This is a genomic window from Pantoea ananatis LMG 2665 (assembly GCF_000710035.2).
Lineage (GTDB): Bacteria > Pseudomonadota > Gammaproteobacteria > Enterobacterales > Enterobacteriaceae > Pantoea > Pantoea ananatis.
In genome coordinates, this window is sequence record NZ_JMJJ01000010.1 from 85,360 (window position 1) to 97,644 (window position 12,285).

Here is a 12,285-nt window from a genome sequence, read left to right on the forward strand (position 1 = left end):
TATTTCTAGACCAACCATGGAGATCTGCACCGTGTTCCAAAACGTTGATGCCTATGCTGGCGACCCTATTTTGTCGCTGATGGAAGCCTTTAAACAGGACCCGCGCGAGCATAAAGTGAACCTGAGTATTGGGCTTTATTACAACGAGCAAGGCATCATTCCTCAGCTACAGGCCGTGGCCGATGCTGAGGAACAGTTGCGTGCCGAGCCGCAGCAGGCGTCGCTTTATCTGCCAATGGAAGGATTGAGTACCTACCGCAACGCGATTGCCCCGTTGTTATTTGGTGCCGATCATCCGGTGCTAAAAGCGGGCCATGTGGCATCCATCCAGACATTAGGCGGTTCGGGCGCGCTGAAAGTGGGCGCGGATTTCCTCAAGCGCTATTTTCCGCAGTCAAACGTCTGGGTTAGCGATCCGACCTGGGAGAACCATGTTGCCATTTTTAGCGGTGCCGGTTTTGAGGTGAAGACCTATCCCTGGTACGATCCTGAAACTAACGGTGTCCGTTTCGATGCCTTCCTCAACACGCTGAAAACCTTACCAAAGCAGAGCATCGTGCTGTTGCATCCGTGCTGCCACAACCCAACCGGCGCCGACCTGACCAATGCTCAGTGGGACGAAACCGTCGCGGTGTTGAAAGCGCAGGAACTGATCCCGTTTCTCGATATCGCCTATCAGGGCTTCGGTGCCGGAATGGAAGAGGATGCTTACGCGATGCGTGCGGTTGCTGCCGCGGGCCTGCCTGCGCTGGTCAGCAACTCCTTCTCGAAAATTTTCTCGCTCTACGGCGAACGCGTCGGTGGGTTGTCCATCGTGTGCGACAGCGCTGAAGAGTCCAGCCGAGTTCTGGGTCAGTTAAAAGCGACCGTGCGTCGCAACTACTCCAGCCCGCCGAATTTTGGTGCGCAGGTTGTGGCACGTGTCCTGAACGACGCGGCTTTAAAGGCAAACTGGCTGGCAGAAGTGGAAGCGATGCGTCTGCGTATTATCGACATGCGTCAGGCGCTGGTACAGGTGCTGAGCACGGCATTACCGGGCAAGCGCTTCGACTACCTGTTAAAGCAACGCGGCATGTTCAGCTACACCGGCCTGAGCGCGCAGCAGGTGGATCGTCTGCGCGAAGAGTTTGGTGTGTATCTGGTCGGCAGCGGTCGTATGTGCGTGGCTGGCCTCAACAGTAAAAACGTTCACCAGGTTGCAGAAGCGTTCGCCGCGGTCATGTAATTTACGGCCGTCACAGGTTCTGGCCGCCAGCATTGTCTGGCGGCTTTTTTATTTTCAGGCTTCGGGTTTACCTTTGCGCCACATTCTGCACACTTAAATGGTCTGACAGATTCAGGGAAAAAATTATGTGGCATCAACAAACGTTGGTCTTAAGCGCGAAATCTCGTGGTTTTCATCTGATCACGGACGAAATCGTGCAGCAGTTGACGGGATTACGTGATATCAGAACGGGACTGGTGCATTTGCTGTTGCAACATACTTCAGCCTCACTGACGTTGAATGAAAACTGCGATCCTACGGTTCGACGTGATATGGAGCAGCATTTCATGCGCCACGTCCCGGAAGACGCACCTTATCAGCATGACTATGAAGGTCGTGACGATATGCCCGCGCACATTAAATCGTCCAGTCTCGGCGTATCGCTGACATTGCCCGTGCAGCGCGGTCAGCTGGTATTAGGCACCTGGCAGGGGATTTGGTTGGGTGAGCATCGCATTCACGGCGGTGCCCGGCGTATCGTTGCCACCTTACAAGGGGAATGATAATGAATAATTCGGAGTTACTGACCTATTGCATGAACAAACCTGGCGCCGAACAGAGCGTACACAGCGACTGGAAGGCCACGCAGATCAAAAGCAACGGCGTACTGTTTGCCATGGTTCACGAGGTAAAAGGGCGTCCAGCGGTATCGTTAAAGTCGACGCCTGCGCTGGCCGAGCTGATGCGGGAAGAGCACAGCGATGTGTTCCCCAGTGAACACCTGAATAAATCCCACTGGAATACGCTGTTTCTGGACGGCACGTTAAAAGATTCGCAAATCTATTATCTGGTGGACGCCTCTTTTCAGCAGGCTGATGCCGGACGATAACTGCCCTTTCCCGAGGTGGGAAAGGGCAAACGGCAGGGTTATGCCGCTGATTCATCACGCAGCGTATTGATATCAATAACAAAGCGGTATTTTACGTCGCTTTTCAGCATACGTTCGTAGGCGTCGTTAATCTGATTCATCGCAATCAGCTCGATATCTGAGGTAATGCCATGCTCGCCACAGAAATCCAGCATTTCCTGGGTTTCTGCAATGCCGCCAATCAGTGAACCGGCAATACTGCGGCGTTTAAAGATCAGATTGAAAACCTGTGGTGCCGGGTGGTCGTGCTCAGGTGCGCCAACCAGGGTCATATTCCCGTCGCGCTTCAGCAGGGTGATAAACGGGTTGAGGTCGTGCTGGGCGGCGACGGTATTCAGGATAAAATCAAAGCTGTTAGCATGCTGAGCCATCTGGTCGGCATCTTTTGAGATCACCACTTCGTCCGCGCCCAGGCGTTTACCGTCTTCGATTTTAGACGGAGAGGTGGTGAACAGCACGACATGCGCGCCCATAGCATGCGCAATTTTCACGCCCATATGACCCAGGCCGCCCAGACCGACGATGCCAACTTTTTTACCGGGGCCTACGTTCCAGTGGCGCAGCGGCGAATAGGTCGTAATGCCGGCACACAGCAGCGGTGCCACGCCTGCCAGTTCAAGATTTGCAGGAATACGCAGTACAAAGTCTTCATCCACCACCATTGAGGTGGAGTAGCCGCCATAGGTAATGGCCCCTGTTAAGCGATCTTCACCGTTGTAGGTGCCGACAAAGCCATTTTCACAATACTGCTCCAGCCCTTCCTGACAGCTCGGACAGCTACGGCAGGAATCCACCAGACAGCCGACGCCGACCAAATCGCCCACTTTGTATTTTTGGGTCTCAGGGCCAACAGCGGTAACGCGACCGACAATCTCGTGTCCCGGTACCACTGGGAAAATTGTGTTTTTCCACTCATTGCGTGCCTGATGCAAGTCAGAGTGACAAACGCCACAGAACAGCACTTCAAGCTGTACGTCATGAGCACGAAGCTCACGCGGTTTGAAATCAAACGGTGCCAGTTTGGATTTTGCATCCTGAGCAGCATACGCATGGGTAATGTTCATGGTGTCTCCAGTTAAGGTGTGTCGTGATTTTTTGATCAACGCCGCAGCGTAAAGCGCGCAGCAAGAAGGTGACGCCAGGGGCGTACCAAAGAGGAACGGATTAAGGATAGTCAGGGGATTGAAAAGCGTATATGCCTATACGTGTCTGAATCTTGCCTGATCCTGCATTTCTCAGGGTAAACAGAACAGCGATCAAAAAAAGCCTGCCAGAGCCGTGCTGCTTGTCAGTCACGCCTCCGCTCAAAGGTGGCCTGAAAAACGGCTGTACCATTACTCAGCGCTACCGCCGATGGCGATGTGCCATCGGCCTTCTCCTGATTTACGCCTGCCTGGCCGGAAGATCACAACATCAGTCCGTGAAAAATGGCCAACGATGTGAACGTCGCTGCCGGGGCGTTCAGTAGGGTCGTGTGGGAAACAGAGGATGAGGTCATCCCTTGCCATTCCCGGCGTTCTCAACGGCCGGACACACGAGCAGGATAGTTCACTGGTATCTGTTATTGCGTTCGTTCATCTGGACGACTAAGGCTGCTTATCGTCCCCGGAAAGGTTCTGTTGCCGTAAGCTGGAATGTTGTCGGACAGGCGATTGAAGAAGAGCCGGCAGGTCAAATCGCGTCAAAAAACATTACGTAAAGTATGGTTTTATGGTGGCGCCGGACAGACATGTAGATAGTCAGCGGAATCAGTCGCGATTTCCGGCGCGTCAGAGAACCTGAACGAGCTAAAGATGCGGGCATGCATAAAGTAAAAATAACGGTTTTATCGGTAGAGTTGAAGCCAACGCTAATTGAGCGGATGGCTATCCGAAAATGGAGACATGTCCTAAGCATCAAGAGGGCGAGAAATTTATTACTGACTTTCGCAAACCCAATGCCCTCTGTGAAGACGCCTGGGGTTGTATGGAAAAGTTCGTGTTTACTCTGGCTCATACCAGCGAGCCATTATTTTGGAATGACTGGTCCAGACAGGGCAAAGCGGTGGTGTGTTGCAATGATGGGTACCGGCCGGTGACATTTTTGCTCGAAACGCTGGATGAAGAGGCCAGGTCGTTTTAGCAATTAAAAGCCACTGTCATATCCCTGTGATATCAGGGGCATGGTCATACAGCGTCTCGTCTTGTGTCAGGGCTCGCCAGATGGGGGCTGCTTCTTACGCTTTGCCTGATGTGCTTGCCAGAGCCTGGCAGAAACGCCCGCCAACGCGCTTTGCTTGCCTGACGTAATGAAGGTATGAGTGCATTTAAAGAACGCCGCAACGTTATCCGTTGCGGCGTTCTGTTATTTTTCCAGCAAGGGCTTCAGGAAGCGCGCGGTATGCGATTTCTCGCAGTTCGCCACGGTTTCTGGCGTACCTGATACCAGAATTTCGCCGCCGCCGCTGCCGCCCTCTGGGCCCAGATCGACAATCCAGTCCGCCGTTTTAATCACGTCAAGATTGTGTTCAATCACCACAATCGTGTTGCCCTGATCGCGCAGCTGGTGCAGAACTTCCAGCAACTGCTGAATATCGGCAAAGTGTAACCCGGTGGTCGGTTCATCCAGGATATACAGCGTCTGGCCGGTACCGCGTTTCGACAATTCACGCGCCAGCTTCACACGCTGGGCTTCACCACCGGAGAGTGTCGTCGCCGACTGGCCCAGACGGATATAGGATAAACCTACATCCATCAGCGTTTGCAGCTTACGCGCCAGCGCCGGAACGGCATCAAAGAACTCGCGGGCTTCTTCAATGGTCATTTCCAGCACTTCGTGAATGCTTTTGCCTTTGTATTTAATCTCCAGCGTTTCACGGTTATAGCGTTTGCCTTTGCACTGATCGCACGGCACATAGATATCCGGCAGAAAGTGCATCTCAACTTTAATGACGCCGTCACCCTGGCAGGCTTCACAGCGTCCGCCACGGACGTTAAAGCTGAAACGGCCGGGATTGTAACCGCGAGAGCGGGACTCAGGGACACCGGCAAACAGCTCACGTACCGGCGTGAAAATACCGGTATAAGTGGCCGGGTTGGAGCGCGGCGTACGGCCGATAGGGCTTTGGTCGATATCAATAACTTTATCGAAGTGCTCCAGTCCAGCTACGTCGCGGTACGGTGCCGGTTCGGCAATCGTTGCGCCGTTCAGGGCGCGCTGCGCAATCGGGAACAGCGTATCATTGATGAGCGTCGATTTACCTGAACCGGATACGCCGGTAATACAGGTAAACAGGCCGACAGGCAGGGTTAAGGTGACATCCTTAAGGTTATTACCCCGCGCGCCGGTAATTTTCAACACCTTAGACGGATCGCCTTTCACCCGCTCAGCGGGCAAGGCGATTTCGCGTTTCCCACTGAGGAACTGACCGGTCAGGGAGGCCTCTTCAGCCATAATCTGATCGACGGTTCCTTCCGCGACAATCGTACCACCGTGCACTCCGGCGCCAGGGCCGATATCAATAACGTGGTCGGCGGCACGAATCGCATCCTCGTCATGCTCGACCACAATGACGGTGTTACCCAAATCGCGCAGGTGAATCAGCGTTCCAAGCAGGCGCTCGTTATCACGCTGATGCAGGCCAATGGAGGGTTCATCCAGCACGTACATAACGCCGACCAGGCCGGCACCGATCTGACTGGCCAGGCGAATACGCTGAGCTTCACCGCCGGAGAGCGTTTCAGCAGAGCGCGACATCGACAGATAATTCAGGCCGACGTTGACCAGAAAACTCAGGCGATCGCCAATCTCTTTAAGCACTTTCTCGGCGATTTTAGCCCGCTGGCCACTCAGTTTCAGGTTTTCAAAAAATGACATGGCGTGCCCAATACTCATCTCTGAAATAGTGGGCAACGTCGTGTTTTCAACATACACGTGGCGCGCTTCGCGGCGCAGACGTGTGCCTTCGCAGCTGGCGCAGGCCCGGTTGCTAATAAACTTCGCCAGCTCTTCGCGTACTGCGGAGGATTCCGTCTCTTTATAACGGCGCTCCATATTGTTCAGCACGCCTTCGAACGGATGGCGGCGAATCGAGGTATCACCCCGATCGTTAATATATTTAAACTCAATGTTCTCTTTGCCGGATCCATACAGGATTACGTTGCGAACGTTATCTGGCAGGCTGCTGAATGGCGCTTCAATATCAAAATTAAGGTGTTCAGACAGTGAGCGCAGCATCTGGAAATAGTAAAAATTACGACGATCCCAGCCGCGAATAGCGCCACCGGCCAGCGACAGCTCAGCATTTTGCACCACGCGATCGGGATCGAAATATTGCTGCACGCCCAGACCGTCACAGGTTGGGCAGGCCCCGGCAGGGTTATTGAACGAGAACAGGCGCGGTTCCAGCTCACTCATGCTGTATCCACAAATCGGACAGGCAAAGTTAGCCGAAAACAGCAGTTCTTCCGCATCAGCATCGTCCATATCAGCAACAATTGCCGTACCGCCAGACAGTTCAAGCGCGGTTTCAAACGACTCGGCAAGGCGCGTCGCCAGATCTTCACGCACTTTGAAGCGATCGATAACGACTTCGATGGTGTGTTTTTTCTGCAGTTCCAGCTTGGGCGGATCGGAAAGATCGCACACCTCGCCGTCAATCCTGGCGCGGATATAGCCCTGCGTCGCCAGATTCTCCAGCGTTTTGGTGTGTTCGCCTTTACGATCTTTCACGACCGGCGCCAGCAGCATCAGGCGGCGGCCCTCAGGCTGCTCGAGCACCTGATCGACCATCTGGCTGACCGTCTGTGCCGCCAGCGGCACGTCGTGGTCCGGACAGCGCGGTTCACCCACGCGGGCAAACAGCAGACGCAAATAGTCGTGAATCTCCGTGATCGTCCCCACCGTGGATCGCGGGTTGTGCGAGGTGGACTTTTGCTCAATGGAGATCGCCGGTGACAGCCCCTCGATATGATCGACGTCCGGTTTCTCCATTAAAGAAAGAAACTGGCGCGCATAGGCAGAGAGCGACTCCACATAGCGGCGCTGACCTTCCGCATACAGCGTATCAAACGCCAGAGAGGACTTACCGGAACCTGACAGGCCCGTCACCACAATGAGTTTGTCGCGAGGAATCGTCAGGTTGATGTTTTTCAAATTATGGGTGCGGGCACCACGAACTTCGATCTTATCCATTCACCTTTCCCGGATTAGCAGCACTCACCGCGCCCTACGACACGGCCAGAAGAAACGCATCATTATGGCACAAAAAATAGACTGAACAAATATCCAGTAGTTTTTTGGCTTTTTAAGACGGATGATAAAAATGGAACACCGCTCTAAAGTGGGAAACCAGGCGCGGGACGTGTTAGAATTGATCGCGTAGACTTACGTAAAAATTCATCGGGAGACAGCAACATGGCCAGTCGTGGCGTTAACAAAGTGATTCTTGTCGGGAATCTGGGTCAGGATCCGGAAGTACGTTACATGCCAAATGGTGGCGCTGTCGCCAACATTACGCTGGCTACCTCGGAAAGCTGGCGCGATAAGCAGACCGGTGAAAACAAAGAAATCACCGAATGGCACCGTGTTGTGCTGTTTGGCAAGCTGGCGGAAGTGGCGGGTGAATACCTGCGTAAAGGCTCTCAGGTCTATATTGAAGGCCAGCTGCGTACCCGTAAATGGCAGGATCAGGGCGGCCAGGAACGTTACACCACCGAAGTCGTGGTTAACGTCGGCGGCACCATGCAAATGCTGGGTGGACGTCAGCAGGGCGGTAACGCGCCAGCAGCAGGCGGCGGCCAGGGCAACAACAACGGTTGGGGCCAGCCTCAGCAACCGCAGCAGGCGAACAACAACCAGTTTAGCGGTGGCGCGCAGTCTCGCCCGCAGCAGCAGCCAAGCGCACCTGCCAGCAACAACAATGAACCACCGATGGATTTCGACGACGACATTCCGTTCTGATTGCAACGTTGCGTCGCTTCTCTACTATATAAAAGCCCCTTACCGGGGCTTTTTGTTTTTCTGCCTTGATTTTGCCGCGGTGACAGCCTGGCTTTTAGCTCAGGTCGTGCAGTGCCTTATCCAGCGGCGGGCTCAGTGAGATGTCCTCAAACGCAACGGCCAGGCCAGCGCGTTCTGGCGTGCAGCACATGACGCCAACGTTAACGCGGCCCGGCGGGAAGGGGCACAAACGCAGCAGCGGCCAGCATTGCCCGTCGGTTGAATACTGCAGTCTCAGGCTGTCGCCTTTGCGCGTCAGCCTCAACCAGAATGCGCGCGCATCGCCGGGAAAGATGCCCGTGGCCCAGTCAGACTGACCAAGCGTCAGGACGCTGCCGATAGCGGGCGCACCATCATTATATTCAATGCCCGCTTTCAACCAGTGCTGCGCATCGCGCATCAGCATCAGTCCGGCCTGATCGTACAGCGTCGTAAAGTCGGCACGAATCTTGACCTGGAAAGTAAAATCCTCCTGCACCGCCCTGGCGAAGATATGCCCGGAAAAGCGTTCAAATCCATACCAGGTTTGGTGCCAGAAATCCGTTTTTTCGTCGGTAACCACGTGCAGGACACCGTTCTGATGCTGCCACCTTGTGGGTTCATTGATCCACGAAAAAGAGTCGAGCACGGCGCCTCCAGAATAAATCATTAATCACAGCCTTAGCGTTGAGGATAGTCGGCTAAGAAGACGTGTGCCGATCAAACCACGTTGAGCGGACAGGCCTCAGCGCCATTCGGCCAGCAGGGTGGCGGTATCGACAACGCGCGGCACGTTACCGGGCATGCTAAGGGCTGCCCAGACTTCATTATGCTGACCAATTAACTGCTCAGCGTTGGCATAGGTCCTGTCGGCAGTGGTGTGCGCGTCGGCGGCCACGGTGATGCGATACCCTAAGCCTGCTCCGACTTTGAGCGTGGTATCAACACAGTAGTCGGTGGCACAGCCACAAATCACGAAGTCAGTGATAGCTAAGGTGGCCAGCAGCGAAGCCAGGGTTGTCTGCCAGAAACTGTCGCAGGCGGTTTTGGTAACGTAATACGCATTCTGGGGCTGTTCAATTTCGGGTAGCAGCGCAAAAGCATGGGTGCCCTCAATCATGTTCCCTTCGCGATGCTGAATAAACAGTGTAATGTCAGCCTGTCTGATCAGTCGGTTGATCTGCGCCACTCGCCCGGCGCGATCGAAACGCGGCGATTCAAACACGCCATTTTGCATATCAACGACCATGACTACGCGCTGCATAATTGCTCCCGGTGAGTGTGCCTGTGAAGCAGTGTTACCTAATCGACAGAGGATAACAATCTGCAGTTTGGGTGCGGTGCAGAAGACCTTGTTGCAGGAATAAGGAGAGGTGAGGTGGAGGGCATTCCAGCCGTATTTCCCGGTGAAAAAGATCGCGCGCAGTTTAAGCAATCGCCAGACCTGCCAGGTGTGGAGCTTTATCAGGCGCACATCTCTCATTACGCCTTTGAGCCGCATACGCACGAAGCGTTTGGCATAGGCACCATTGAGGCGGGAGCACAACGTTTTCGCTATCGCGGTACGCAGTACATCGCGCCCGCGCATTCGCTGGTGATGATGAATCCCGATGAGCTGCATACCGGTGAATCGGCCTGCGAAGACGGCTGGCGCTATCAGATGATTTATATTCAGCCGCAGTTGATGGACGAACTCAGTGGCGATCGCGGCTGGTGGTTTGATGAGGCGCTCAGAACGGATGTGCGTCTGGCACAACCTTTATCGCAACTCCTCTCGGCGCTGTGGCAGGCCGATACGGCACTGGCACGCGACAGTTTATTATCTGAACTGCTGCTGTATATGCGCCCGCTGGCGCGAATGTCCTCACCGCGTAAAGCTGAAGCCCGACACCGTTTCGATGACGTGCGCGACTACCTGCGCGCCAATCTGGCTGAACCGCTCAGACTGGAGACGCTGGCCGCGTTAGCCTCGTTGTCGCCCTGGCACTTTTTACGGGCCTTCCGCGATCGTTTTCACGTTACGCCTCAGCAAATGTTAATGGCTTACCGACTGTATGAGGCCAAACAGAAGCTGGCTCAGGGTGAGGCCATTGCCAGCGTGGCTGCCGCCGTGGGCTTAACGGATCAGGCTCATCTGACGCGCGCGTTTGCCCGTCGTTATGGCATCACGCCGGGCCGCTATCAAAAACAGATAAACCCAAAACTACTCAGGCGTTTATGAGGCGACTGCTGGCGCTGATTTGTGTGCGCTGAACAGTGGGCAGTTGCCCTGCTACTGGGGCCTCAGCTGATGTGAATCATGCCGCCTTTCCTGTGAGGGAACACAGCCAGCGCTTATCGCTGTTGTTGATGAGGCCTCCCTCCGTTTTTGCCATCCTCGCCGGGCCGTTGTGGACATTGGTCTGGACTCAATACGGGCAACCTGTATTCACATTTGTCGCTGTTTTTTTGCCTGTCTTCTGGCCTGTTCTGGACGATGCGATTTAAACCTCAGCCACGCGGTACTGCCATCAACATTCGATAAGCCTTGCCCCTGACAATTGATAATTACCCGGTGTGATATTCACGCTTTTTCGGATTATGCCTGACTCAGGCACGGCAAAATAACGCGGTAATCGCGCTTTTCTCACCCTGTAACTGGCCTTTATCTGTTATATGCGCCGCGCGCTCTGCAAAAAAATGTGATCCCCGTAGGGCGTTACCACGTGCTGCAGGGTGCATTTTGAACAAAAAACAGACAGTTTTGTCCGGGGCACGACCGTCATTCGCCCTAAAAAGAGGAGAATGTGAGCCTGATGTTTAGGCTGGCCGCCAAATTTTATGTGTAACCAGCACGCAGCGTTGCCGTTTGGTTAAGATAAATCCCTATAAAAAACCACCCTTTACTTCAGCAGTGTCTAATTAAATCGCTCGTTCATCCCGCTTCGCTTTTATTTAATGTTTAACGATGGGCATCAATAGTACAGGATATGTGCTATTGGCTGCTGAAAGTGATAAGTATCAATAAACTGTTTATCTGAGATTATTCTGGCCTGTTTTTATCTTTTTATGCTGACAACGATCGCGGCGAGATTGGAAAAAATTCCCAGGGCCAGAGGTGGCTAAAAAAAGCACTTTATAAACCGACTTAACATTACCCTTGCTGAACAAAGAGGCCAGTGGATATTCGATTCTTTTAGGGAGGCTAATGAAAAAAAGAGGGGCGCCAATCTCACCGAAATGAGATTTGGCGTATAAAAGTGGCGTAGATAGAGAGACTTTTGCTGTTGTGAATCAATTTTACCGCAAAAAAGGAAGCGTAACCGCAAATCCATTCATTAATTACGGACTGGGCGAAGCGCACCACCATAAATGTCCTGTTAAATGCTCTTCATCTCTTCTGGTAAGAACAAATCTCAGCGATGTCGCCATTATAAAGCCGTTGTCTCACTATTAGCGGTTATCTGAACCGGCAGGGTAATGATAAACGCTACGGCTAATATCCAGTAAACGGCAGCTGCGCCGGGTTCCTACATCAAAAGTGCTCTGTAAGAAGTTGACCGCCTGACGTTTTTCGTTGGTGGTGAAGAAATTCTTCAATACGCTCTGTAGCATTTCCTTATCCGCGTTCAGCGCTTGCAGTTCGCGTGTCAGAAACTGTACTTTTTCTTCCAGTTCTTTGATTTTTCTGCCTTCTTCCGAGGATAGCCCAGAGAACTTCTTCTTCCAGCTGTAGAAGGTTGCCTCAGAGATGCCCAGCTCTTCACAAATCTCTTTAACCTTAACGCCCGATTCAGAAGCTTTAATGGCATTTGTGATTTGATCTTCGCTATATCGTGACTTTCTCATAAATGCTCTTACCTTTCTTATCAATTAATGGATGAGAATTACTTTATTAACCTTTGGTACTGTATGATTTCATTGAGTGCCGTATTTAAATACGGACGTTAAATTGCGAGGGTTAAATTAAGATATTTAGAATAAATATCATCATGGGATAAATCTTATTTTATTCTTATCGGGATGTCGCGCCTTCCTGGTATGGGGTTTTTGATATAAATTCATCGCATCCCAAAGATAAAAATGACTGTAAATTTGATATTCAAAGCCGCCTGACCTGTTTTATTCAGGGAGGATGGTTTTTGGAAACATTATTGGTTTCAATTTGAAATCGTTTCCAGTAGAGGGTATTCGGTCCAGATATAATCAGAATTCT

11 protein-coding genes are annotated in these 12,285 nt (G+C 52.7%); 6 read left to right on the top strand and 5 right to left on the bottom strand.

What is annotated here, in order from left to right; all coding sequences use genetic code 11:
* The first annotated feature begins 31 nt into the window (after positions 1–31).
* From EL29_RS19400 to EL29_RS19410, 3 genes are all read left to right on the top strand, one after another.
* A complete protein-coding gene (locus EL29_RS19400) occupies positions 32–1,225 on the top strand; it encodes an amino acid aminotransferase (RefSeq protein ID WP_024471455.1) in 1,194 nt (397 codons plus the stop codon).
* 125 nt (positions 1,226–1,350) lie between these two features.
* The gene (locus tag EL29_RS19405; protein WP_014606939.1) at positions 1,351–1,767 is read left to right on the top strand and encodes a secondary thiamine-phosphate synthase enzyme YjbQ; all 417 of its coding nucleotides are present in this window, start codon (positions 1,351–1,353) and stop codon (positions 1,765–1,767) included.
* Between the two features lie 2 nt (positions 1,768–1,769).
* Positions 1,770–2,093: an MmcQ/YjbR family DNA-binding protein gene (locus EL29_RS19410; protein ID WP_014606938.1), complete on the top strand. Its 324-nt coding sequence runs from the start codon at positions 1,770–1,772 to the stop codon at positions 2,091–2,093.
* Positions 2,094–2,131: 38 nt separating this feature from the next.
* Here the strand turns inward: EL29_RS19410 and EL29_RS19415 are convergent, their stop codons facing one another.
* A complete protein-coding gene (locus tag EL29_RS19415) occupies positions 2,132–3,196 on the bottom strand; it encodes an NAD(P)-dependent alcohol dehydrogenase (RefSeq protein ID WP_014595065.1) in 1,065 nt (354 codons plus the stop codon).
* An 811-nt stretch (positions 3,197–4,007) separates the two neighbouring features.
* Between EL29_RS19415 and EL29_RS19420 the strand changes: the two genes are divergently transcribed.
* Entirely contained in the window at positions 4,008–4,253 is a 246-nt protein-coding gene (locus EL29_RS19420; protein WP_013024171.1) for a TIGR04076 family protein, read from the top strand.
* A gap of 222 nt (positions 4,254–4,475) precedes the next feature.
* On the opposite strand, the gene uvrA is transcribed toward EL29_RS19420, so the two are convergent.
* Entirely contained in the window at positions 4,476–7,304 is a 2,829-nt protein-coding gene (gene uvrA, locus EL29_RS19425) for an excinuclease ABC subunit UvrA (protein ID WP_013024172.1), read from the bottom strand.
* Positions 7,305–7,526: 222 nt separating this feature from the next.
* On the opposite strand from uvrA, the gene ssb1 reads away from it, so the two are divergent.
* Positions 7,527–8,072 (top strand): single-stranded DNA-binding protein SSB1, encoded by a 546-nt coding sequence (gene ssb1 / locus EL29_RS19430; protein ID WP_013024173.1) that lies wholly within the window; start codon positions 7,527–7,529, stop codon positions 8,070–8,072.
* A 94-nt stretch (positions 8,073–8,166) separates the two neighbouring features.
* Here the strand turns inward: ssb1 and EL29_RS19435 are convergent, their stop codons facing one another.
* A complete protein-coding gene (locus EL29_RS19435; RefSeq protein WP_227008672.1) occupies positions 8,167–8,739 on the bottom strand; it encodes a DUF1349 domain-containing protein in 573 nt (190 codons plus the stop codon).
* A 96-nt stretch (positions 8,740–8,835) separates the two neighbouring features.
* On the bottom strand, positions 8,836–9,354 hold the full coding sequence (locus tag EL29_RS19440) for an isochorismatase family protein (protein ID WP_019105655.1): 519 nt from the start codon (positions 9,352–9,354) through the stop codon (positions 8,836–8,838).
* A gap of 114 nt (positions 9,355–9,468) precedes the next feature.
* Between EL29_RS19440 and EL29_RS19445 the strand changes: the two genes are divergently transcribed.
* Positions 9,469–10,311 carry an AraC family transcriptional regulator gene (locus tag EL29_RS19445; protein WP_014606934.1) on the top strand — a complete coding sequence of 281 codons (843 nt, stop codon included), beginning with the start codon at positions 9,469–9,471 and terminating at the stop codon, positions 10,309–10,311.
* 1,211 nt (positions 10,312–11,522) lie between these two features.
* Here the strand turns inward: EL29_RS19445 and EL29_RS19450 are convergent.
* Complete coding sequence (locus tag EL29_RS19450) at positions 11,523–11,918, bottom strand: transposase (RefSeq protein ID WP_014606933.1); 396 nt, start codon at positions 11,916–11,918, stop codon at positions 11,523–11,525.
* Positions 11,919–12,285 lie beyond the last annotated feature (367 nt).